Origin of the sequence: Cyanobium sp. Alchichica 3B3-8F6, from assembly GCF_024346435.1 — a bacterium.
Taxonomy (GTDB): Bacteria; Cyanobacteriota; Cyanobacteriia; order PCC-6307; family Cyanobiaceae; genus Cyanobium_A.
In genome coordinates, this window is sequence record NZ_JAGQCZ010000010.1 from 1 (window position 1) to 21,004 (window position 21,004).

General features: G+C 66.6%; 27 protein-coding genes. 13 read left to right on the top strand and 14 right to left on the bottom strand.

Annotation, left to right across the window (positions count from 1 at the left end):
* A partial coding sequence (locus KBY65_RS09190) for a hypothetical protein (RefSeq protein WP_255001393.1) occupies positions 1–2,210 on the top strand: 2,210 nt, incomplete at its 5' end.
* 3 nt (positions 2,211–2,213) lie between these two features.
* On the opposite strand, the gene KBY65_RS09195 is transcribed toward KBY65_RS09190, so the two are convergent.
* The 7 genes from KBY65_RS09195 to KBY65_RS09225 form a co-directional block, all read right to left on the bottom strand.
* A complete protein-coding gene (locus KBY65_RS09195) occupies positions 2,214–2,501 on the bottom strand; it encodes a hypothetical protein (RefSeq protein ID WP_255001394.1) in 288 nt (95 codons plus the stop codon).
* A gap of 32 nt (positions 2,502–2,533) precedes the next feature.
* Positions 2,534–3,688 (bottom strand): HlyD family efflux transporter periplasmic adaptor subunit, encoded by a 1,155-nt coding sequence (locus tag KBY65_RS09200; protein WP_255001395.1) that lies wholly within the window; start codon positions 3,686–3,688, stop codon positions 2,534–2,536.
* A complete protein-coding gene (locus tag KBY65_RS09205; protein WP_255001396.1) occupies positions 3,685–6,687 on the bottom strand; it encodes a peptidase domain-containing ABC transporter in 3,003 nt (1,000 codons plus the stop codon). The genes KBY65_RS09200 and KBY65_RS09205 overlap by 4 nt, the downstream gene beginning before the upstream one ends.
* Positions 6,688–6,771: 84 nt before the next feature.
* Entirely contained in the window at positions 6,772–7,395 is a 624-nt protein-coding gene (locus tag KBY65_RS09210; RefSeq protein WP_255001397.1) for a hypothetical protein, read from the bottom strand.
* Between the two features lie 59 nt (positions 7,396–7,454).
* Positions 7,455–9,236 (bottom strand): ArnT family glycosyltransferase, encoded by a 1,782-nt coding sequence (locus tag KBY65_RS09215; RefSeq protein ID WP_255001398.1) that lies wholly within the window; start codon positions 9,234–9,236, stop codon positions 7,455–7,457.
* 56 nt (positions 9,237–9,292) lie between these two features.
* Positions 9,293–9,769: a helix-turn-helix domain-containing protein gene (locus KBY65_RS13945; protein ID WP_255001399.1), complete on the bottom strand. Its 477-nt coding sequence runs from the start codon at positions 9,767–9,769 to the stop codon at positions 9,293–9,295.
* Positions 9,770–9,882: 113 nt separating this feature from the next.
* The gene (locus KBY65_RS09225) at positions 9,883–10,092 is read right to left on the bottom strand and encodes a hypothetical protein (protein ID WP_255001400.1); all 210 of its coding nucleotides are present in this window, start codon (positions 10,090–10,092) and stop codon (positions 9,883–9,885) included.
* Between the two features lie 4 nt (positions 10,093–10,096).
* On the opposite strand from KBY65_RS09225, the gene KBY65_RS09230 reads away from it, so the two are divergent.
* Positions 10,097–10,285, top strand: coding sequence for a hypothetical protein (locus tag KBY65_RS09230; RefSeq protein WP_255001401.1), 189 nt, complete (start codon positions 10,097–10,099; stop codon positions 10,283–10,285).
* A gap of 159 nt (positions 10,286–10,444) precedes the next feature.
* Here KBY65_RS09230 and KBY65_RS09235 read toward each other — a convergent pair whose 3' ends face one another.
* A complete protein-coding gene (locus tag KBY65_RS09235; protein ID WP_255001403.1) occupies positions 10,445–10,567 on the bottom strand; it encodes a hypothetical protein in 123 nt (40 codons plus the stop codon).
* Here KBY65_RS09235 and KBY65_RS09240 point away from each other — a divergent pair.
* Complete coding sequence (locus KBY65_RS09240; RefSeq protein ID WP_255001404.1) at positions 10,566–10,841, top strand: hypothetical protein; 276 nt, start codon at positions 10,566–10,568, stop codon at positions 10,839–10,841. The genes KBY65_RS09235 and KBY65_RS09240 overlap by 2 nt on opposite strands.
* 309 nt (positions 10,842–11,150) lie before the next feature.
* On the opposite strand, the gene KBY65_RS09245 is transcribed toward KBY65_RS09240, so the two are convergent.
* Both KBY65_RS09245 and KBY65_RS09250 read right to left on the bottom strand, forming a co-directional pair.
* Positions 11,151–11,390: a DUF86 domain-containing protein gene (locus tag KBY65_RS09245; protein ID WP_255001405.1), complete on the bottom strand. Its 240-nt coding sequence runs from the start codon at positions 11,388–11,390 to the stop codon at positions 11,151–11,153.
* Positions 11,380–11,691 carry a nucleotidyltransferase family protein gene (locus KBY65_RS09250; RefSeq protein WP_255001406.1) on the bottom strand — a complete coding sequence of 104 codons (312 nt, stop codon included), beginning with the start codon at positions 11,689–11,691 and terminating at the stop codon, positions 11,380–11,382. Before KBY65_RS09250 ends, KBY65_RS09245 begins: the two co-directional genes overlap by 11 nt.
* A 27-nt stretch (positions 11,692–11,718) precedes the next feature.
* Between KBY65_RS09250 and KBY65_RS09255 the strand changes: the two genes are divergently transcribed.
* The gene (locus KBY65_RS09255) at positions 11,719–11,898 is read left to right on the top strand and encodes a hypothetical protein (protein ID WP_255001408.1); all 180 of its coding nucleotides are present in this window, start codon (positions 11,719–11,721) and stop codon (positions 11,896–11,898) included.
* Between the two features lie 81 nt (positions 11,899–11,979).
* On the opposite strand, the gene KBY65_RS09260 is transcribed toward KBY65_RS09255, so the two are convergent.
* From KBY65_RS09260 to KBY65_RS09275, 4 genes are all read right to left on the bottom strand, one after another.
* A complete protein-coding gene (locus KBY65_RS09260) occupies positions 11,980–12,378 on the bottom strand; it encodes a type II toxin-antitoxin system VapC family toxin (protein WP_255001409.1) in 399 nt (132 codons plus the stop codon).
* Positions 12,379–12,387: 9 nt separating this feature from the next.
* A complete protein-coding gene (locus KBY65_RS09265; protein WP_255001410.1) occupies positions 12,388–12,654 on the bottom strand; it encodes a type II toxin-antitoxin system Phd/YefM family antitoxin in 267 nt (88 codons plus the stop codon).
* A gap of 110 nt (positions 12,655–12,764) precedes the next feature.
* Positions 12,765–13,841, bottom strand: coding sequence for a glycosyltransferase (locus KBY65_RS09270; RefSeq protein WP_255001411.1), 1,077 nt, complete (start codon positions 13,839–13,841; stop codon positions 12,765–12,767).
* Positions 13,841–14,776 (bottom strand): DMT family transporter, encoded by a 936-nt coding sequence (locus KBY65_RS09275; protein ID WP_094559698.1) that lies wholly within the window; start codon positions 14,774–14,776, stop codon positions 13,841–13,843. The genes KBY65_RS09270 and KBY65_RS09275 overlap by 1 nt, the downstream gene beginning before the upstream one ends.
* 59 nt (positions 14,777–14,835) lie before the next feature.
* On the opposite strand from KBY65_RS09275, the gene sppA reads away from it, so the two are divergent.
* From sppA to KBY65_RS09320, 9 genes are all read left to right on the top strand, one after another.
* Positions 14,836–15,648 (top strand): signal peptide peptidase SppA, encoded by an 813-nt coding sequence (sppA, locus tag KBY65_RS09280; RefSeq protein ID WP_094559697.1) that lies wholly within the window; start codon positions 14,836–14,838, stop codon positions 15,646–15,648.
* Positions 15,645–16,022 (top strand): chorismate mutase, encoded by a 378-nt coding sequence (gene aroH / locus KBY65_RS09285; RefSeq protein WP_255001412.1) that lies wholly within the window; start codon positions 15,645–15,647, stop codon positions 16,020–16,022. The genes sppA and aroH overlap by 4 nt, the downstream gene beginning before the upstream one ends.
* A gap of 85 nt (positions 16,023–16,107) precedes the next feature.
* Positions 16,108–16,686 carry a DUF2808 domain-containing protein gene (locus KBY65_RS09290; protein WP_409996018.1) on the top strand — a complete coding sequence of 193 codons (579 nt, stop codon included), beginning with the start codon at positions 16,108–16,110 and terminating at the stop codon, positions 16,684–16,686.
* Positions 16,687–16,775: 89 nt separating this feature from the next.
* Positions 16,776–16,913, top strand: coding sequence for a 50S ribosomal protein L34 (gene rpmH, locus KBY65_RS09295; protein ID WP_015108935.1), 138 nt, complete (start codon positions 16,776–16,778; stop codon positions 16,911–16,913).
* Positions 16,914–16,918: 5 nt separating this feature from the next.
* Positions 16,919–17,302, top strand: a complete 384-nt coding sequence (gene rnpA, locus KBY65_RS09300; RefSeq protein WP_094559695.1) for a ribonuclease P protein component — start codon at positions 16,919–16,921, stop codon at positions 17,300–17,302.
* Positions 17,299–17,706, top strand: a complete 408-nt coding sequence (locus KBY65_RS09305; protein WP_094559694.1) for a PH domain-containing protein — start codon at positions 17,299–17,301, stop codon at positions 17,704–17,706. Before rnpA ends, KBY65_RS09305 begins: the two co-directional genes overlap by 4 nt.
* A gap of 56 nt (positions 17,707–17,762) precedes the next feature.
* The gene (gene yidC / locus KBY65_RS09310) at positions 17,763–18,890 is read left to right on the top strand and encodes a membrane protein insertase YidC (protein ID WP_094559693.1); all 1,128 of its coding nucleotides are present in this window, start codon (positions 17,763–17,765) and stop codon (positions 18,888–18,890) included.
* Between the two features lie 20 nt (positions 18,891–18,910).
* Positions 18,911–19,417, top strand: coding sequence for a YceD family protein (locus KBY65_RS09315; RefSeq protein WP_255001413.1), 507 nt, complete (start codon positions 18,911–18,913; stop codon positions 19,415–19,417).
* 10 nt (positions 19,418–19,427) lie between these two features.
* Positions 19,428–20,927, top strand: a complete 1,500-nt coding sequence (locus KBY65_RS09320) for an AAA family ATPase (protein WP_094559692.1) — start codon at positions 19,428–19,430, stop codon at positions 20,925–20,927.
* The last annotated feature ends 77 nt before the right edge of the window (positions 20,928–21,004 follow it).

The window sequence follows — 21,004 nt, forward strand, 5'->3', positions numbered from 1 at the left end:
TGACGATCACCGGTGCCAATGACGGCCCGACCCTGACAGCCACCGATGTGGCTGGTGTCATCACCGAAGGCATAACGCTGAGCGACAGCGGTTCGATCGCCTTTGCCGATCTCGATCTCACCGATCGTCCCACGGCAAGCAGCACGGCAAAAGAGATCACCGGCCTACAGGCCGATGGCACATCAGCCATCATCACGCTCACACCAGTGCAGCTGGCAGACATTGCCTCTGGATTCTCACTTCAAGCAAACGGCGCCAACACCAACAACGGCGCTGTTGACTGGAGCTACAGCATCAGCGAACCCGCGATCCGCTTCTTCGGTAACGAGACTATTATAGCTGTCTTCACCGTGCTCGTGATCGATGGCCAGGGCGGCGTGGCTGCCCAGGACGTCACAATCACCATCCAGGGTTTTGACGCCCAAGACGGCCTTTCTGCCGATTCAGAAGAACGCCTCGCCAACCTGGTGGCACAAATCAGCGGGGGCACCCCAGGCGACCTCAACGGCGATGGCATTCCAGACGCCCGTCAACCGGAAGTGGCAACCCTGGCCTGGATCCTCGCTGATTACTTCAAAGAAGGCCTAGCCGGCTCGTTAGAAGAGATTCTGCCAATTATTTCGATCAGCGCCATGGATGGCAGCGAAGGCATGCGCACATCCCCGGCCTATCAACTGGAAAACATCCGGGTTCTTGCTGAAAATGAGATTGATCTCGATGCTGCCAGCCGCTACAAGCCCGATGGCCCTGAAATCGTGCAGGCGCCTTGGGATCCGATCCAATTCTCCGTGTCTCCTGGAGGCGGAACAACCGAGCTAGTTGACGCGGATCGATCGCGGGATGGCATTCAAGTGCGCCTTTATATCGACATCTCACGCGCACAGATGGCAAAAGACGACTTCAATGCCTACTACAAGTACGTTTCCAACGACGCCCTGATTGGCTATGCCGCCATGGGGCTCAGCCTCGTGGATCTCGATGGCCGGCCCATCACCAAACCCGGTTGGTACGACTTCACCCAGCGGGTAGTGGGTGGTGATGGCGCGCGCTTTGTAATTGAAAACGGCCAGATCATCGGCATTGAGCTCACCCTCACCGATAACGCCTTCGGCGACAACGACCCCACCCCCCATCGCATCAATGATCCCGGTCTGCCGGTCAAAATCGGCCCCGTTCCATCTGCCGAACTGACCACAGCCATCGTGTTGCCTCCCACCAGACCAGAAAGTGCAACGCCCGCGCCTACCCCCAGCGCTGATTCTGAGACGGCAACGCCACAAACCACAACTCCAGACCTCGGCGATGGCAGCGGTCGCGGCGGCTCCGGCCGCACGCCCTGGAGTGATCGCATGGCCCAGCAAGCCCGCGATTCCTTGATGCGTTGGGCCCAAGAGCGCAACCTCTCCCTAGTGCAGGGTGCGGCAGACCAGGCGGAGAGCTTCGAAGCCAAGCCAGCTGCGGGCTCGGGGCGAGGAGCTGATGACCGCCGTGACCCGGATCTGCTGCTCAACAACCTGGGGCCCAGCCTGCTGGATGCCCTCGCCCTCGGTGCCGCAGGCCTGTTCTGCACCCAGCCGCCATCTGGTCGGGGCTGGAAACAGCTGCAGCGCTGGTGGCTGGGCCTGCCTCTGCTCACCGGCTTCCGCTGGCTTGCCGCCCCAGGCCTACGGCAATGCGTTGTGGCGGTGTTTGTGATCGAAGGCAATGGCCAGCGCGCCAAGCTGGTTGCTGCGGCGGTGCAAGACGACGGCATCGACATCCTCGTTGAGCAGCCGCTGCTGCTCAATGCGCCCCTGGACAGTGATTGGCGCCAACTGGATCTCACCCCCGCAGTCGACCAGTTGCTGCAGCTGCTTGATGAACAGGATCACGATCACTTTGAGTTGCTCCTGCTCGATCCCGAGCTCCTGGAACACCGCAAGCAACTGGCCAACCTCGCAGTCGACACGGCATTGCTGCGGCATCCCTCGTTCGAGGAAGCCCTCCATCAGCTCAATGCCGCCGATGCCGATCTCCTGCGTGCCTGGCTGAATCGCCCCAGCCAAACCAACCTCCTAAGCAGCGAGGGCTGCCGCAGCGTTTCCGCCCATCTGGCCAACCTCCAGAGCCACTGGGCGGAATATATGGCCCATGAGCGAGCCAACGTGGCTGGCGTGTTGGAGCTCAGCATCGCCCTCTCCAACCTGCAGCCGCTCTACGCCGTGCTGTAGCGATCAGCTGCCTGGCGCCTTCCAATCCACCCACTCCACCTCTGCTTCGGTGAGGGTGGCGGGGTCGGGAGCGGGAATGCGCGACACCAGATCGGCCGGCAGCCCCAACCGCTCAAACACCTCACGCCGCTGCTCCAATCCCATCGCGCCAAGGCTTCTCACCACATCGCGCACCTTCTTTTCTCGATAGATCAGTGTCATCAGCACGTCTTGCTCATCGCTCTCGAGCGCGGCAAACCACTGCAGAAACTCCTGCACTTTGGGAGCAGCAGAGTTAGGCGTTTGACTCATCGGTGGAGAAGCAACGTTGAACGGTAATCCGCTTAGGCGGGGGTGGAGCGGATCCGGCGCAGCGAATCCAGCGCCCGATCCACCGCATCGGTGAGCAGGCTGATCACCCGCTTCTGGCGCAACACCACATTCACACTCACCCCCTGGCCCGTGCCCACCGGATAGCGGTCGTTGCCCTTGAGCAGGTAGTTGCGCTCCAGCGCCACATAGCCGGGGAAGCGGCGCTGGGGATTCTGCTGATCGGCAGGCAAGGAAAAGCGCGACACCGACTTGACCGTGCCGGGAATGGAGCCGAACTGGGTGAAGGGAAACGTGTCAACCCGCACCTGGCTGCTCTGGCCGCTCTTCACGAAGCCCACTTCCCGATCCGTGAAGAACACCTTGGCCTCCAGCTGCTCCTGCGGCACCACCTTCAGCAGCGTTTCGCCCGGGGTTACCGCATAGCCCCTGCTCGAGGGCACCAGATCAAACACCACACCCGCCACCGGTGCGGTGAGCAGCTCCTGCTTCTGGGTTTCGCGCACCTCCACCCGCTGTCGATCCAGATCCGAGAGGGTGCTCCGCGATTCCTGCCGCAGCCGCACGCCTTCAGCCTGCACCTCGCGCAGGTTGGCCTCAGCCTGGGCGATCTCCGAGCGCAGTTGGGCCACCCGATTGCGCTGCTGCAGCACCTGCACCTGCTGCACGCCCCCCTCGCTCGCCAGCGGCTCAATCTGGCTGAGGATCTGCTGCTCCACCGCCATCGCCTGGCGAAACGCCGAGATCCGCGCCTGCAGGCTGTCTTCGCGCGCCTGCATCGCCCGCCCCTGCTCCAGGAAACGTTGGCGTTCGATGCCGGTTTGCTCCTGCACCGTGGCGCCGCGCTTGTCCGACACCTCCGACGCCAAGCGCAACAGCGGCTGGCCGGCGCGCACCACTTCGCCCTCCTTCACCAGGATCTCAGCCACCACGCCCCCCAGCGGTGCCTTGATCGGCCGCTCGGCCCCCAGCGGTTGCAGCACCCCCGGCGCCACCACCACCTCGTCGATCTCCGCCATCACTGCGTAGCCGAAGCCCGCCACCGCCGTGCCGATGATCGTCCACACCAGGGCCTGGCTCCAGCGCGGCGAGGGACGCAGCCGCACCTCCTGGGGATCCAGGGGCCGGGCAGCCAGGCTGGAGAGAGGCCGGCGCACCAGCTTGCTCATGCCAGCGCCGCCTCCTGCTGGTGAAACAAGGTGGCGTAGCGGCCGCCCAGGGCAATCAGCTCGGCGTGGCTGCCCTGCTCCACCAGCTGGCCCTGGTGCATCACCAGGATCCGGTCGGCATGGCGCAGCGCCCCGAGCCGATGGTTGATGAACAGCACCGTGCTGCCCTTGTAGGCCGCCATCAGGTTGCGGGTGAGCTGCTGCTCGGTGTCCACATCGAGGGCGCTGGTGGCCTCATCGAGCATCAGCAGCCGCGGCCGCTTGAGCACCATGCGGGCAATGGCAATCCGCTGGCGCTGGCCCCCGCTCAACGCCGCGCCCCGCTCCCCCACTGAGCTGCTGTAGCCGGCGGGCAGGGCCTGGATGAAGTCGTGGGCGCAGGCCACCTGGGCCGCCTGGCAGATCTCCTCAAAGCCCGCATCCGGGCGGGTGAGCGCCAGGTTAGCCATCACCGAGCCGTCGAACAGCAGGCTGTCCTGCGGCACCACGCCGATCTGGGAGCGCAGCGAGTAGAGGTCAACCTTGGCGATGTCGTAGCCATCCAGCCGGATCACGCCCTCGCCGGGGTCGTAGAGGCGGGTGAGCAGCTTCAGCAAGGTGCTCTTGCCGCTGCCACTGCTGCCCACAATCCCCACGAAGCTGCCTGCGGGGATCTCGAGATTCACATTGGAGAGTTGCAGTGGCCCCTGGCTGCCGAAGCGGAAGTTCACCCCCTCGTAGCTGAGGTGCCCTTGTACGGGCGGCAGCGGCGGCAGCTGTTCGCCGGCGATCTCGATCTCCTCGGGGTGGTCGACGATGTCGGCCAGACGCTCCAGCGACAGGCTTGTTTCCTGGAAGCTCTGCCAGAGGGTGGCCAATCGCAGCATCGGGTTGGTCACGTAACCGGCCAGGATGCGAAAGGCGATCAGCTGGCCCAGGGTGAGCTCGCCCTTAAGCACCAGCGTGGCGCCCACCCACAGCACCAGCAGCCCCGAGAGCTGCTCAAGGAATTTGCTGGCCGAGCCGGCGGCGGTGCTGGTCACCGTGTTGCGGAAGCCAGCCTGGATCTGGCCGCCGTAGAGCTGCTGCCAACGCCAGCGGCTGTGCAGCTCCATCCCCTGGCCCTTCACCGTTTCCATACCGCCCAGGGTTTCCACCAGGTGGCTCTGCACCCGGGCGTTGGCTTCGGCCTGGTCGCGCAGCTGCTGGCGGATCACCGGTGCTGACACGGCGGTAAGGGCTAGAAACAGTGGCACCACCGCCAGGGCCCAGAGGGTGAGCTGCACCGAATACAGCAGCATCACGGCGATGTAGATCAGCGAAAACAGCGCATCGAGCACCACCGTGAGCGCCGTACCAGTGAGGAAGCGCCTCACCTTTTCCAGCTCATTGATGCGGCTACTCACCTCCCCCACCGGCCGGCGGGCGAAGTAGCCCAGCGGCAGCCGCAGCAAGTGATCGATGATCGACGCCCCCAGGCTTATGTCGATGCGATTGGTGGTGTCGGAAAAGAGATAGGTGCGCAGCGACCCCAACACGGCCTGGGCCACCGCCAAGCCCACCAGCAGCGTGCCGAGCACATTGAGGCTGCTGAGGTTGCCCTGGGTGATCACCGCATCGATGATCTGCTGAATCAGCAGGGGATTGAGCAGCGCAAACAGCTGCACAAAAAAACTGGCCACCAGCACCTGGGCCAAGATCCCCCGGTGCTGCTGCAGAGCCGGCAGAAACCAGCGCAGGCCGAAGCGGCTGCGGGGGCTGGCATTGCTGCGACACACGCTCAGCAACATCAACAGCCCCTCGGGCGTGGGGCTGCCCAGCTCGCCGAGGCCGAGCTGCCGCTGCTCACCGCGGGGATCGCTCACCAGAGCGCCGCGTTCGTTGATTGTCCAGATCAGGCTGGGGTGGCCATTGCGCCAGCAGAGGGCCGGCACCTCCAACCTCGGCAGCTGGTCGGGCCGCAGCTGCAGCGGCGAGGCCCGCAGGCCCATCAAGTCGCACAGGGCCGCCAATTGCAATGGCCCCAGCCCCTGGCCTGCTCCCGGGCCCTCAGCCTGCTGGCGTTGCAGCTGGTCGGCCAGCACCCGCCGCAGCAAATCGCGGCGGAAGGGCAGGTCGAAGTGGCGCGCCAGCATGCGCAGGCAAGCCAACGGCTCCTCCAAGTCGCCAGAACCGCGCAGATGGGGATAGGAGCCGTCGCGATTGAGGCGGCCATACCAATCCTCCAGCGCCTCGCCCTGCTGCTGCAGCGGCACGATCGCGCCGGGCTGCTCAATCCATTCGGGCTCCAGCGCTTCGCTGGGGCTCTCGCCGGGGCCGTCGCCGTTGCGCCCCACCACCAGCGCTGCCGGCAGGTCACCGGGCGGCCACGGACTGGGCCGACTGATCAACCGGGCCGGCAGCTTGCCCAGCACCGTGACGGTTTGCTCGGGGGCCAGGGCCTGCCCAGGCGCGATCCCGTCGACATTGGCGCTACTGAGCAGCCAGCGGCCGGTGCCGGCCGGATTCAAATGGCGGCCAGGAGGCAACAGGAGCACCTGCTGGGCCTGGGGCTGCTCAGTCAATTGATGGGCCGCCCAAAGCAACAGCTTCTGCGGTGCCGGCAGCCGCGGCTCCGGACTGAGGGCGAGCACCCCGTAGAGCTCTTCCAAGCTGGGAGAAGCAAAGCTGCTCTGGAGCTCGGGTTCCTGCTGCACGGCCGCCAGGAAGGCCGCCGCCGGCAGCAACCACACCTGGGAGGGTTCCGCAGCTGCGAGCGCCATCTGGCTGGAGCCGCGCAACAACCCCACCGCGCCAATGGTCCGCCCTGGGCCGAGCCGCTCAACGGTGAAGGGCCCGCCATGAGCATCTTGCGCCAGCAGTCTCAGCTGCCCCTGGGCCACCAACGCCACCCCTGGAGGGAGGCTGCCGAAGTCGTAGAGCTTCTGGCCAGGCCTGAGTTGTAGGGGCTGGAGCTGTTCTGCCAGGTGCGCCTGCAGGCGTCTTGGCAGTTGATCAAACGGCGCCCAACTCGCCAGCACTCGGATTGCTGCGGCGAGCTGCATTGATGCTGCCCTTATCGCAGATACTGACGCATTGCACCAAGTTTGGCGCGGTTCGTCAAATCACCCAGACCCGCGGTTGAGCGCCTGCTGCAGCTGGGCCTCGCCCATTTCCGCCAGAAGATGGCGTTGCAGCCCCTCATCCAGGCTGGCGTTGAACAGTTGCTCCAGTTTCACCACCAGCCAGGCCTCGCCCCAGCACCACGGCGCCTGCACCACCCCAGCACTGCTCTGGCGCAGGCGCGCTGCCAGTGGCCCTGGCAGCTGCTCGAAGCGCAGTGGGCCGTGCCGTTGCACCTGCACATGGCTCAGGCTGGCCAAGGCCGTAAAACTGGTTTCCCCTTCCTTGAGGCGCAGGTAGAGCTCGCTGGCCAGCTCCTCCTCCTCCACCCGCAACTGCCAAAACACCACCTGATCGAGCTGGTGCTTGCGCTGCAAGTAATGGCTCGAGAGGGAAGACCTAAACGTCTGCCGGCACCACTGCTGCCAGCACCACTGGCGCGCTAGCAGCGCATCACTGAGAGGCTGTCCGGCCTGAAGAGCCTGCTCGCGCAGCACCGCCAGCACGGCTTCGCAAGGCGGAGGGATCTCGGCGATCAAGCCATCACGGCAGTCCTCCCGCAGCGCCTGCTCCAGCAGTCCCCAGCGGGCCAATTGCTCGGAGCTGTAGTGCTGAGCCTCTGCCATGGCGCGTGCCTGCTTGGGCCATCAGAGCGAGCACCACTCAAGCAGCAGCGCCCTGCTGCTCAGTAGCGCTCGGGCCGGGGGTCGCTCCAATCAGCCGGCACACCCTGGCGCCGCAACTGCTCGGCCCGCTGCTCCAGCTTGCGGCGATCCAAACGCCACAGGCCGTAGATGCCGCGGCGCTCCAGCAGCTGGGGATTGAGGCCTTGCCAGTGGGGCTGCTCCGCGGTGGCGGCATCGATCACCACCAGCAGGCTGGGCTGCTGGTCTGGCCGGCTGGCGGGCTGGCCCGGGCGGCTCTCTCGCCGCAGGCGATCGGCCAGGTTGACCAAATTTTGAGGCTCGGCCCCCTCGTAGATCACCACCCGGCGGCTGTAGTAGTGCAACGAGGGCTTGAGCATGCCCACCATCGCCACCGGTTCGGCGGGCCTGCTGGCCGCACGGGCCGCCGTGGCCGCTGCCGCCAGCTCGCGAACCGGCTGGGCCCGCAGCCGATCGCCCAGCCCCACCAGCGGCAACAGCACCACCGGCACAAACGCCACCAGCGGCAATTGCAACGCCAGCAGACCCACCAGAGCGCCCCGGCGCCAGCCGGCCCAGGCCCCCAGCAGCAGCGCCAGGGCCCAAAACGCAGCCCCCAACGGCACCCAGGGGGCAGCCAGCAGCTCAGCCACCAGGGAGGGCATCTCGGGCGCATCAATCAGCGGCAGCCACAGCGGCCCGGCCGCCAATCCCCCCGCCACCACTGCCGTGAGCACAAGGCTCAACCCCCAGGCCCAGCGACCGCCCCGCTGGGCGGCCAGCGCCACCAGCAGGCCCGCCGCCGGGGTGGCCGGCAGCCAGTAGCTGGGCAACTTGGTGGCCGCAGCGCTGAAAAACAGCAGCACCGCCAGCAGCCAGCAGGCGGCGAAGCGCTGCAGGGATTGCTCGGGCGGCAGGGGCTCAGCCGGCAGCCAGCGCCAGCGCAGGCGGCCGATGCCCTGGGCCAGCCCCAGCAGCAGCACGGGGGTGAGCGGCAGGCTGGCGATCACCAGCACCGGGCCAAAAAACCACCAAGGCGCCAGGTGGTTGTTCACCACCGCGGTGAAGCGCTGCAGGTTGTGGTAGCCGAAAAAGCTGCGCCAGAAGGGCTCCCCCTCCTGCAGCAGCGCCGCGCCATACCAAGGCAACGCCACCAGGGCCGTGAGCGCCAGCCCCGGCAGGGGCCGCAGCCGCCGCCAGAGCCCGGCCAGATCCGCCTGCAACCAGCCAAACAAAAGGAGCGTGAGCCCCAGCAGCACCACCGCCACCGGCCCCTTGGCCAGCACCGCCAGCCCGAGCACAAGCCAGGGCTGCCCCCAATGGCGCCCTCCTGTGCTCTCGCCAGCGGCGTAGCAGCGCCAGCTGAGCAGCAGGCTGAAGCCCAGGCAGCCCGCCAGCAGGGCATCGCTCACCGCGATCCGGCCCCAAACCAAGGCCAGCGGCGAGAGGCCGTAGGCCAGGGCCGCCGCCAGGGCTGTGGCCGCTTGGCCTGCGGAGCGCTGGGGCCAGCGCAGCAGGGTGTGAGCCAGGCCGAGCATCAGCGCCATGCTGGCGAGGGCCGAGGGCAGCCGCGCCGCCCAGGTGCCCAGCGGGTTCCATGCCTCCTGGCCGGGCAGGGCGTAGAGGGCCCCCATCAGCCAGTACACCAGCGGCGGCTTGTCGTAGCGGGGCAGACCGTTGACGCGGGGGATCAGCCAATCGCCGGTGTCGGCCATCGCCCGGGCAGAAGCGGCAAACAGGGGCGGCGTTTCATCCACCAGGCCGGTGCTGCCCAGCTGCCACACAAACAGCACCAGGCCGATCGCCAGGGTGAGCAGCAACACCCAGCGCCGTTTAGTTGACGTTGCGCGCTGTGGCAGAGGGCGTTTCGCCGAAGTGCTCAAAGTACTGAAGGGCGGTGCGCCCGGTGGTGGGGGGGCAGGCCGGCGGTGCGGCAGGCCTCCTTGACGCTGGCGCCGAGCTTGAGCTGCTCTTGCATCGCGGCCAGACGCAGCTGGCGCAGATGCTGCATCGGCGTGCAGTTGTGCTTGTTGCGGAAGGCCAGCTGCAGGGTGCGCTTGGAGCATTCGCAAGCCTGGGCCAGGGTTGCCAGATCCAGAGGGCGCTGAAGGCGCTGACGCATCACCTGCTCGGCGCGCTCACACAGATCGCCAACCACCTGAGCTTTGGCGGGAGTACTGGCGGGGCGCTGGGCGGTCAGCTCGGCATCGGGAATCAGCCGCACGAGGGTGGACAGCACGGCCACCTCAAGCTGCTCCAAGGCCTGCTGGTGATGCTCGGGCGCTGCACTGCTGGTGGCAGAGCGCACAAACGCCTCAAGAATCGGCATCAGGGCCAGCTCAAACCCCTGGAGCACCTAGTCCACCAGCTGGGGCGTGAGCGGCGGCTTGCCATAGAGCTCGCCGGTCAGCTGCAGCAGGGGATGGGGCAGGCAGAGCCAGAAAAGCTTGGTGGAGGGGGTGAAACAGGTCAGGTCCAGCCGCTCATGGGAAAGAGGCAGCCCACCAGGCCCCCTGATCTGGGCTGAACTGGCCGCCCGCCGCAGCTGCCTTCCAGCACGCCGCTGCTGTGGAACAGCACCAACAACGACGAGGTCTCGGCCTGGAGCCGCAGACGCAGCAAACCAGCCAGCTCCAGCTGCAGTACAGAGAGCCGGCCTCCGTATGTCTTGCCAAGCAAATGAATGCGAGAGCTTCTCGGCGCCTCAGGCGACAACCGGCTCACCTGCAAGCTGTCCGGCACCACACAGGCCTCCAACCAGGCCCCCCTCGACCTCCTGGTGCGTCGTCCCGACGAAATAGCCGTGCCCCATCGGGGAGGAGATCCGATCATTCGAGAAGCTATCGACCACGGCGAGGTGCTGTACGGGTGAGCAGTGGTCGGTTGTGCCCTCATAGGTCCCATCTCAGCCCAGCACCCGCACGCGCAGATCGCGCGGGGCGGCACGCCGGGCGCCGCTGGCGACAGGGCAACGATGGCGCGCACGGGGCAAGCCAAACCTGACGTGGCGCCATGCTTCAGTACTGATGTACTATAAATTGAGCAGCGAGAGCTCGGCGTGGGTAGGGTTTACTTCTTCGATATCCAGGGCTGGATCGCACTCGTCCTCGGCGGCCTGCTGGCGCTGATCACCCTCTTCTCGTCCTACAGCCATGTCCACATCCCCTTCGGCAGAACCGTCGAGCTCAATCAGCAAGTCGGAGTATTACTCCTCGCTGCCCTGGTTCCGCCGCTGGTTGGCGATGCTCAATTGGCGACCCGTCGTCGACTACGAGCTGAGAGAGATCGAGTTCGAGAAGCGCAGGATCGCGTACGAGCAGAGAATGAGGCAGCTCGACGAGCTCGACTCCAAGCTCGATGCACTCTTGTGCAACTCCAGCACCAGCTCGACCCCACCCCAGAACACACCCGACAACTCCGAGGACTGATCGGCTTCCTTCTGGAATATGGCGAATTCGCCTGAGGGCTGCAGATGGTGAGGGTGACTCCGGATTGTTTCTCCCGGAGGGCACCAATCGGCCCAATTTGCCTGATCAACTTGTTGAATTTGTTGGCTTAGAGGGAAGCCCCTCTAATTCAGGCCGCGAGCAGCCACCTCTCGGCGAGGTTGGCTGCCGATCGCCTGACGTAAAATCGATCGACTACGTGCATCTTCGGGGATCTGCTTGGCGGCTTCTCCGAGGAGTTTGAGATTGCTTCCTGCAAACGTGCAGCATGTCCTGAAGAAACAGCTTGGCTCAGGCATCGCCTCCATCGAGAACACTGAGGAGCTTGGTGCACTGCTTCAGAAGTGCAGGCAGGTTGTCCTGGATGACGCCCCAGACCAGTTGATCGTTGAGGGTGAACTCCCGTTCGACCGAAGAGCGAATGAGCCTGCTATTGCAGTAGTCGTTGAGGTTGATACAAGCGACGGCCTGCTGGATGGCATGACCGGCCTCGATCACATCGCTGAGAAATGCCCGTGGATCACGCTTCATAGATCAGCTGTTTAGAAGCCTCGATGTCGCGACGCACGTAGTGGTTGCGCACGGCATCGGCCATCACCAGATCCACCGGCTTGCCTGTGATCGAGGCCAGTTGGTGCTCCAGACCGAAATAAGCCTGCACAAGGGCGCTCGGCTCGATCGACTGGAACTCTACGAGCAGATCCAGGTCGCTACGAATGGGGTCGAAGTCGTCGCGAAGTGCCGAGCCGAACAGGTGCATGCGCAGCACCTGGTGTCGCCGGCAGGCGTCTGCGATGGCATCGAGTTGTGGCTGGGCGAGGGCGAAGCTCATGGCGCCAGACCGATCTGCTCAGTATGGGTGGAATCAGCTGCCTTTGCTGGCACCCCCCTGCGCTTGCGTGGCACCTGGATTCCCGAGCGCGGCGAGGTGATCTGGATCGATCACAACCCCAGGCCCCATCCCATGGGGGTGGTGCCGTCTGAACAGCTCCAACAGGTGCAGGAGATCGTGGCTCAAATTCTCGGCTTCTGCCCCTGAGACATCAAACTGGGATCAGCGATCTCTTGGACTGACCGACGGTCAAGCACGAGATAATTGCCCCAAGGTGGGGAAACTGATTCAGCCCATCGCGCCCATCAGCCGCACCGGCCCCGGATAGGCCACCAGTTGCTGATCGGCCGTAATCAACAGCAGGCCATCGGCGCTGGCCTGAGACAGCAACAGCCGATCAAAGGGATCGCGATGCAGGGGCGGCAGTGCGGCCATCACCAGGGTGTGATGGGCCTGGATCGGCAGTTCCTGCCAGCCGCCATCAAGCAGGGCTCGGCGCAGCACGGCAGGCTCCACGTGGAAATCGGGCCGCCCGAGCGCCTGTTTGATCACCAGCTCCCACAGGCTGGCCACACTGAACACCGGCGTGTTGGCAGGATCCTGCAGCATCGCCGAGAGGGCCGCTGGCAGCCGTTCGGGCGAGCCCATCGCCCACACCAACAGATGCGTGTCGAGCAGCAAGCGCATCTGCTGGCCTCAGGCCCCTTCAAACAGATCGGCGATCTCGGCAGCACCCAGCTGATCAAAGTCGTCGGGCACCTGGCACTGACCGGCTAGCAAGCCCAGGCGCCGCAGCGGTGCCGCAGCAGCGCCCGCTTCGCTGAGGGGGGTGACGCGGACCATTGGACGGCCGGCCTTGCAGATCACAAACGGCTCCCCTGCTGCTGCCTCATCCACCAGCCGCGAGAGGTGCGTTTTGGCCTCGTGCATGTTCACCTGCCGCATGGCTGTGATCAACTTCACTCAGTCAACCAACTTAGTCGACCAAGCATCCAGACCGGCGTTTCAGGCTTGCACGGCCAGGGCAAGGAGGCATCAACATTTCGGCCCCAGCGTGCGTTGAACAAACCGTTTCACAAACGCAAACCCGCCATCAACCACGCCTCCACCCGCTCAGCCAGCACCGCCCGCGAGGCATGGGCCTCCACCCACTGCCGGCAGGCGCGCCGATCGATCGCGCCCACCTCAGCCGCCGCCGCCGCCAAGGCCACCACGTTGTCGGGCTCCACCAACAACCCATTCATCCCCGGCTGCACCAGCTCCCCGGGCCCGCCACGGCGGTAGGCCACCACCGGCACCCCGCAGGCCATCGCCTCCACCACCACGTTGCCGTAGGCCTCGTTCCACTTGGGGGTGTTGAGCAGGGCCCGGCAGCGGCCCAGCTGCTGCTGCAACTGCACGGTGGGCAGGAAGCCCCGCCATTGCAGCGTGCCGGCCGGCACCGACGCCTCCACCGCCGCCGCATAGGCCTCATCTTCCACCAGGCCCCACACCGCCAGGGGCAAGCCCAGCTGCGCCGCCGCCGCCGCCGCATCCTCCAAGCCCTTCTCCGGCGCCACGCGCCCAGCCCAGCCCAGCAGCGGCTCGGGCTCGGCGCAAAACCCATAGGCACTGAGATCGAAACCATTGCCCACCAGCACCGGCGGGGCAGGCAGGGCGAAATCGGCGGCCTGTGCAGCGGTGTGGAAGGCCAGGCGGCGCTGATCCCAGGCGGCGATCTCGGCGATCACCGCATCCATCGCGTCGTTCACCGAGCCCATGCTCACCAGGTGAAAGATCGGCAGCTCCGCCAGCGGCGTCAGCCAGAAGGGCAACCAGTCGTAGGCCAGGTTGAGCACCGCATCGAATCCCGCCGCCGGCGCCTCGGCCAGAACCCGGCGCCAGAAGCGGGGCAGCAGGCCGTCGGCCGGCATCGTGATCGGCGCGGCCCGTTCTTGATGCTGGGCACTGGGCTGGGAGCTGCCGCTGCAGGTCCACAGCGCGGCGGCGGCACAGGCAGGGGGCAACACCGAGCCCTCCGCCGCCAGCACCGTGAGCCGGTGGCCCAGCTCCAGCAGCCCTGCCACCAGGCTGGCCAGGGTGAGCTCCACGCCGCCACCACGGCCACTGCCCAGGGCCCCCACCGGGGTGCTCACCACCAGGAGCCGCATCAGGACTGCTCCAAAAGGGGCGTGCCCTGCCAGAGCTGCTGGCGCCGGTTGATCAACAGCACCGAGGCCAGGGCCAGCACCGCCCCCAGCCACTGCAGCGGCCGCAACTGCTCATCCAGCAGCAGCACGCCACAGAGCAGGGCAAACACCGGCGTTAAGAAGGTGAGGGCCGTGAAGCCGGTGAGATCGCCGCTGCTGGCAAACCAGAAAAACAACCCGTAGGCCAAAGCACTGCCCAACACGGTGGCGTAGGCCATCAGAGCCCAGTCAGTCGGGCTCCAGGCCGGCAGCAGCGGCCCCTGCAGGGCAACCCCGCCTAGCAGCGGCAGGCCGCCCAGCAGCAAATGCCAACCGGTGATCGCCACCGGATCACTCTCGCGGCTGGCATAGCGGCTCAGCACCGTGCCGAGGGCCATGGCCGCCGCCGCCGCCAGCATCCACAACTCCCCATGGCTCCAGGCCCGCTCCCCCAGGGCGGCTGGGCCATCCAGCCACCAGTGGCGCAGCACCGGCGCTGGCAGGCCAAGGCAACAAATCCCCAGCAGGCCCACCAGCAGGCCCACCCAGCCCACCGGGTTGATCGCCTCGCCAAACAGGCTGCGGGCCAGCAGAGCCACCAGCAGGGGCTGGGAATCGATCAGCACCGACCCCAAACCCGCTCCGGTCTGACCGAGCCCCTGAGCCAACAAGGCCTGAAACAAGCTGCCGTCCACCAGGGCGAAGGCGAGCAGCCAGGGCCAGTCGGCGGCGGCAATGCGCAGGGGCCGCCCCAGCAGCACCGCGGCCAGCAGCACCAGGGCACCGGCGGGCAGCAGGCGCAAGCTGGCCACCTGCAGGGGAGTGCCGCCCTCCAGCAGGGGCCGCATCGCTGCCATGGCCGTGCCCCAGAGCGCAAAGGGCAGCAGCATCAGGGGCCAACGCAGGGCCTGGGGCATGGTGCTTCCGGGCCGGTGAAGGCTTTCTTTTTAAGATCCAACCACTTCACACCGCCGAAATGCCCTGGCCCTGGCGCCGTAAGACCCGTCGCACCCTGGCGCGCATCGCCATCGAAGGCCCGATTGCCGGCCCCACCCGCCAGCGGGTGCTCAAGGCCCTGCGCCAGGTGGAGCAGCGGGAATGTCCCGCCCTGCTGCTGCGCATCGACAGCCCCGGTGGCACCGTGGGCGACAGCCAGGAGATCCACAGCGCCCTGTTGCGCCTGCGGGAGAAGGGCTGCCGGGTGGTGGCCAGCTTCGGCAACATCTCCGCCTCGGGCGGGGTGTACATCGGCGTGGCCGCCGAACAAATCGTGGCCAACCCCGGCACGATCACCGGCTCCATCGGCGTGATCCTGCGGGGCAACAACCTCTCCAAGCTGCTGGAGCGGGTGGGGGTGAGCTTCGAAACCGTCAAGAGCGGCCTCTACAAAGACATCCTCTCCCCCGATCGCGCCCTCACCGACGGCGAACGGGAGCTGCTGCAAAGCCTGATTGATTCCAGCTACGACCAGTTTGTGGATGCGGTGGCCACCGGACGGGGGCTCAGCCAGGAGGCGGTGCGCGGCTTTGCCGATGGCCGTGTGTTCAGTGGTGTCCAGGGCAAGGAGCTGGGCCTGGTGGATGTGCTTGGCGACGAGGAGGCAGCACGGCGGCTGGCAGCTGAGCTGGCGGAGCTCGACCCGGAGAAAACCCGCCCGATCACCTTCGGCAGCCCGCCGAAGCGCTTTGGCGGCCTGATTCCCGGGCGCAGCCAGCTGCGGGGCCTGCTGGCGGCCCTCAGCCTGGAGCTGGCCTGGAGCGGCCAACCCCTGTGGCTCTACCGGCCATGAGTCAGGGGTTTGTCCTACGGGCCCTGCGCGGGGCCACCACTGCCGACGCCAACTCCGCCGAGGCGATCGAGGTGGCGGTGGCCGAACTGGTGGATGCGCTGGTGGCACGCAACGGCCTGGCAGGAGCGCAGGTGGTGTCGGTCACCTTTTCGGTGACCCGCGACCTCGATGCCTGCTTCCCGGCCGCCATCGCCCGACGCCAGGCCGGCTGGGAGCAGGTGGCCCTGCTCGATTGCCAGCAGATGGGGGTGGCGGGCGATCTGCCCCGCTGCATCCGGCTGCTGGCCCATACCTGGCTGCACCCGGAGCGGACGCCCGTGCACCCCTACCTGCGGGAGGCCGCCCGCCTGCGCCCCGACCGGGTCCAACGCTGACCCCGCCACCTGTGGGTCCGGCCACCACGGCCACCTGGGTCGCTGCCAGCTGACGAGAATTGTGGTCTTGATCGGTATCGCCCTGATGGGTTTCCCTTCCCTGCGCCCCCTGCTGAGCCTTGCCGCCCTGGCCGGAGCCGGCGCCGTCGCCCTCAGCACCCAGCCCGCAGGAGTGCTGGCCCAGGGCACACCGAGCTTGATGGAGTTCCGCTGGGACAACACCAAGGATTACCGCAAGCTCTACTACTTCATGACCGATACCCAGCGCCTCAAGCGCTCGGAGTACTACCTGATCCTCAAACCGAAGGATCGCAAAACCGCCATCCTCAAGCTGAGCATCACCATCCCCAGCTACTTCGACGCCAAAATCGATCCCAAGCGGGTCAAGCTTTGCAAGATGAGTGAAGGCGGCATGATGTCGCGCACCAGGTGCCAGGAAACGATCCCGGCCACCATTGAGATCGCCGAGAACGGCAGGGCTATCGAGATCTTCCCCGACACCCCCGTGCCCGACACCGGCACGATCGGGGTGTACATGAACATCTTCAACCCGTTCAACATCGGCATGTATCAGTTGAATGCCCTGGCCCAGGCCCCTGGCGACGTGCCGATGGCCGGCTACCTGGGCAGCTGGCTGATCCAGATCGATCCGCCCAACAACTGAGCCTGCCTCCCGCTTAGTCCGCCAACCCCGCCTGATAGGTTGGCCCCAACGCCCACTACCGACGCGACGAGCGCAGCGAGCAGCCAGTCATGACCAAGCGCACCCTGGAAGGAACGAGCCGTAAGCGCAAGCGTGTGTCTGGCTTCCGCGTGCGCATGCGCACCCACACCGGCCGTCGCGTGATCCGCACCCGCCGTCGCCGCGGCCGGGCCCGCCTCGCCGTTTAAGGCCCTTGGCCCTGCCCCAGTGCCACCGGTTGAAGGGGCAAAGGGTGTTTGACCGGATGTATCAAAAGGGCCGTCGCTTCCACGGCCCTTTTGTGCTGCTCCGGATTCTGGAGGCCCAGCCCCAGTTGCTTCCCGTCGAGCAGCAAACCTGCCCGCCCAGTCCCTGGCGTTGTGGTGTGGTGGTCAGCAGCAAGGTGCACAAGCGGGCTGTGCGCCGCAACCGCCTGCGCCGTCTGCTCCACGCCCACCTGCTGGCCCAGCCACCCGCTGTCTCCGAACGCTGCCTGTGGCTGCTGCTGAGCCTCAAACCCGGCAGCGCCGATCTCACCCCAGAGGCCCTGCTGGGAGAATGCAGCCAACTCCTCCAGCAAGCAGGTCTGACGCCATGAGCACGGGCACCGGCGCCACCATCCAGGAAACCGTGTTCTACGAGGGCGGGCCCGCCAAGGGAGATCTGGTGTTCAACCTGCTCCTGGGGCTCACGCTGATCGGCATCCCCTTCGCCGTGGGCGCGATTGTGCGGGCCCTGTGGCTGCGTTTCCGGATCACCAGCCGCCGCATCGAAGTGAATGGCGGCTGGCTGGGCCGCGACCGCACCCAGGTGGTGTACAGCCAGATCCGCGAGGTGCGCAGCGTGCCGCGGGGCTTCGGCCTCTGGGGCGACATGGTGCTGGTGCTCACCGACGGCTCCAAGCTGGAGATGCGGGCGGTGCCGCGGTTCCGCGAGCTGGAGACCTACATCGAGGAGCGCCGCCAGGCCAAGGCCTCCACACCCAAGGGCATGGCCGCCTAGACCATCAGTCACACTGAGCCCACGCTCCCTCCCCCTACCCCCAGAGCCCCTCTGCCGTGATCGGCTACATCTCCGACAACCTGCTGCTCCCGATCCTCGATTTCTTCTATGGATTGGTGCCCAGCTACGGGCTGGCGATCATTGCGCTCACGGTGGTGATCCGCCTGGCGCTGTTTCCCTTGAGCGCCGGTTCAATCCGCAACGCCCGTCGGATGCGGATTGCCCAGCCCGCCATGCAGAAGCGGCAAGCCGAGATCAAGGCCAAATACGCCAACAACCCCCAGAAGCAGCAGGAGGAACTGGGGCAGTTGATGAAGGAGTTCGGCAGCCCCCTGGCGGGCTGCCTGCCCCTGCTGGTGCAGATGCCGATCCTGTTCGCCCTGTTCGCCACCCTGCGGGGCTCACCGTTTGCCGATGTGCCTTACACCCTCAACCTCAAGGTGCTGCCGGCCGAGCAGATCGCGGCGGTGGAACCCAAGCCGTTCAACAGCGCCAGCCATTCCATCTTCATCACCGAAACCAGCCATGTGCCGGTGATCGCCAGCCTTGAGGGCGGCACCAAGCTCGGCGTGGGTGATGCGGCCCAGGTGAAGCTGCACACCAAAGACGGTGAGAGCTTCGCTGCGGTGTTGGGCGACGTCGACAACGGCGATGCCTTCACCCCCACCTGGAGCGTCACCAAGGGTGAGGGCGTGGTGAGCGTGGCCGCCGATGGCACCATCACCGCCCTGACCACCGGCGACGCCACTGTGGAGGCCAAGATCCCCGGCCTGGCGGCCCGCAGCGGCTTCCTGTTCATCAAGGCCCTGGGCCAGGTGGGCTTCTACACCGACGGCGCGGTCAACTGGGACATCGCCATCCTGGTGGCGGGCTTCGGCGCCAGCCTGTTCGCCTCCCAGATCCTCTCGGGCATGGGCATGCCGGCCAACCCCCAGCAGTCCACGGCCAACAAGATCACCCCGGTGATGATCACCGGCATGTTCCTGTTCTTCCCCCTGCCGGCCGGGGTGCTGCTCTACATGGTGGTGGCCAACATCTTCCAGGCCTTGCAGACCTTCCTGCTCAGCCGTGAGGCCCTGCCCGACAACCTGCAGGCCATCCTTGATCAACAGATGGCCCAACAGACGGTCACCGTCAGTGCCAGTGGCGGCCGCCTGCCCTTCGAACCGAAGGGCAAGAAGTAACCCGCAGCACCCCGATTGCCGTGTCCAGCGTGCCCGACCTGCCCCTGCATCCCGTTCCCCTGCAGGAGCTCAAGCACCTCGACGCCGGACGCCACTGGTTGATCAACCAGCCGATTGCCGGCCTGGACAGCCTCACCCCGGTGCGCGGCCAGCTGCACGCCACCCATCGCGGCACCGTGCTGGAGGTGGAAGGCGAAGTGGACACGATCGTGACCCTCTGCTGCGACCGCTGCCTGCAGCACTTCAACCGGCCGCTGCGGGCCTCCGGTAAGGAGCTGCTCTGGATCGGCGAACCTGCCACCAGCGATCCGGTGGCCTTGGAGGGCGAGGGCGATGACGGCGGCCTGATGGAGCAGCTCGATCCCCGTGGCAGCTTCGATCCAGAGCACTGGATCTTTGAGCAGCTCAACCTGCAGCTGCCGATCGTCAACCACTGCGGCAGCGACTGCCCCGGGCCGGCCACCTGGACCAGCGACAGCTCCGGCATCGATCCCCGCTGGCAGGCCCTGCAGGGCCTGCGCTCCTAGGCCTGCCGCCGTGAACGAAAGCTGGGCCGACCAACTCGATCTGCTGATCCGCGCCCGCACGCCGATCCTGTGGATCCGCAGCCTTGAAGAGGAACGGGTCGACAGCCTGCTGGAGCAGGCCGCCCAGAGGCTGGGGGGCCGCACCCTGCTGCGCTGGGACTTCATCGACGGCCTCAGCGGCGCCCCCAACCGCAGCGGGGAAGGGGCCCGCAACCCGATGGCGGCGCTGGCCTGCCTCGATCCCCTGCCTCCAGAGCAGGGCGCCCTGCTGGTGCTACGCGATTTCCATCGCTACTGCGACGACGCTGGCGTCTGCCGCCGGCTGCGCAACCTCGCCTCCAGCCTGCGCCAGGCCCCCCGCACCCTGGTGATCACGGCCCCCGACTGGGCGGTGCCGCGGGAGCTGGAAGACAGCATCACCCTGCTGGATCTGCCCTTGCCGGATGCCGAGGAGATCCGCCAACTGCTGAGCACGATCGCCCGCGCCAGTGGCCTGCCCCTCGATCCGGTTGTGGCGGCCCAACTCACCGCCGCCTGCCATGGCCTCAGCGAACAGCGGGTGCGGCAGCTGGCCGCCCGGGCCCTGGCGCGCCGTGGCCAGCTCGGGGAGGAGGATCTGGCGGAGGTGCTGGAGGAAAAGCGTCAGGCGATCGCCAAGAGCGAACTGCTGGAGTACTGCCCCAGCGAGGCCACCCCTGCCGACATCGGCGGCCTTGATGCCCTCAAGCACTGGTTGGAGCAGCGTCACATGGCCTTCAGCGAGGAGGCGATGCGCTACGGCCTGCCGTTACCCCGAGGCGTGCTGCTGGTGGGGCCCCAGGGCACGGGCAAATCGCTCACGGCCAAGGCGATCGCCCACAGCTGGAGCATGCCGCTGTTGCGCCTCGATGTGGGCCGCCTGTTCGCCGGCCTGGTGGGGGCGTCGGAGGCCCGCACCCGCGACATGATCCAGCGCGCTGAGGCGATGGCCCCCTGCGTGCTCTGGATCGATGAGATCGACAAGGGCTTTGGCGGCGATTCGCGCAGCGACGGCGGCACCAGCCAACGGGTGCTGGGCACAGTGCTCACCTGGATGGCGGAGAAAACCAGCGCCGTGTTCGTGGTGGCCACCGCCAACGGCGTCGACAAACTGCCGGCCGAGCTGCTGCGCAAGGGCCGCTTTGACGAGATCTTTCTGCTGGATCTGCCCAGCCCCGCCGAGCGCCGCGCCATCCTGGATCTGCAGTTGCGCCGGCGCCGGCCCGCCCACGCCATTCCCTTGGATGTGCTGGTGGACCGCACTGTGGGCTTCTCGGGCGCCGAACTGGAGCAGACGGTGATCGAGGCCATGCACCTGGCCTTCGCGCAGCAGCGGGAGTTTGGCGAAGCCGACCTGATCGCTGCCGCCAGCCAGGTGGTGCCCCTCTCGCGCACCGCGCGGGAGCAACTCGAGGCCCTGCAGATCTGGGCCAGCAGCGGCCGTGCCCGGCCGGCGAGCCTGGCTCAAGCCGCTGCAGATTGCGGCCCGTAACGAACTCCGACGCCAGGTAACAAGGCGTGGGCCCAACCGGGTCGAGCCGAAACGATCGGCCTACGGTCGCCAACAGC

Coding starts and splice junctions, on each gene's coding strand:
- KBY65_RS09195 (WP_255001394.1), bottom strand. CDS start 2,501: ATGAGTCAAACGCCTAACTCTGCTGCTCCCAAAGTGCAGGAGTTTCTG.
- KBY65_RS09200 (WP_255001395.1), bottom strand. CDS start 3,688: ATGAGCAAGCTGGTGCGCCGGCCTCTCTCCAGCCTGGCTGCCCGGCCC.
- KBY65_RS09210 (WP_255001397.1), bottom strand. CDS start 7,395: ATGGCAGAGGCTCAGCACTACAGCTCCGAGCAATTGGCCCGCTGGGGA.
- KBY65_RS09230 (WP_255001401.1), top strand. CDS start 10,097: ATGCGAGAGCTTCTCGGCGCCTCAGGCGACAACCGGCTCACCTGCAAG.
- KBY65_RS09240 (WP_255001404.1), top strand. CDS start 10,566: ATGTCCACATCCCCTTCGGCAGAACCGTCGAGCTCAATCAGCAAGTCG.
- KBY65_RS09235 (WP_255001403.1), bottom strand. CDS start 10,567: ATGGCTGTAGGACGAGAAGAGGGTGATCAGCGCCAGCAGGCCGCCGAG.
- KBY65_RS09245 (WP_255001405.1), bottom strand. CDS start 11,390: ATGAAGCGTGATCCACGGGCATTTCTCAGCGATGTGATCGAGGCCGGT.
- KBY65_RS09250 (WP_255001406.1), bottom strand. CDS start 11,691: ATGAGCTTCGCCCTCGCCCAGCCACAACTCGATGCCATCGCAGACGCC.
- KBY65_RS09260 (WP_255001409.1), bottom strand. CDS start 12,378: ATGCGCTTGCTGCTCGACACGCATCTGTTGGTGTGGGCGATGGGCTCG.
- KBY65_RS09270 (WP_255001411.1), bottom strand. CDS start 13,841: ATGCGGCTCCTGGTGGTGAGCACCCCGGTGGGGGCCCTGGGCAGTGGC.
- KBY65_RS09275 (WP_094559698.1), bottom strand. CDS start 14,776: ATGCCCCAGGCCCTGCGTTGGCCCCTGATGCTGCTGCCCTTTGCGCTC.
- sppA (WP_094559697.1), top strand. CDS start 14,836: ATGCCCTGGCCCTGGCGCCGTAAGACCCGTCGCACCCTGGCGCGCATC.
- aroH (WP_255001412.1), top strand. CDS start 15,645: ATGAGTCAGGGGTTTGTCCTACGGGCCCTGCGCGGGGCCACCACTGCC.
- KBY65_RS09290 (WP_409996018.1), top strand. CDS start 16,108: ATGGGTTTCCCTTCCCTGCGCCCCCTGCTGAGCCTTGCCGCCCTGGCC.
- rpmH (WP_015108935.1), top strand. CDS start 16,776: ATGACCAAGCGCACCCTGGAAGGAACGAGCCGTAAGCGCAAGCGTGTG.
- KBY65_RS09305 (WP_094559694.1), top strand. CDS start 17,299: ATGAGCACGGGCACCGGCGCCACCATCCAGGAAACCGTGTTCTACGAG.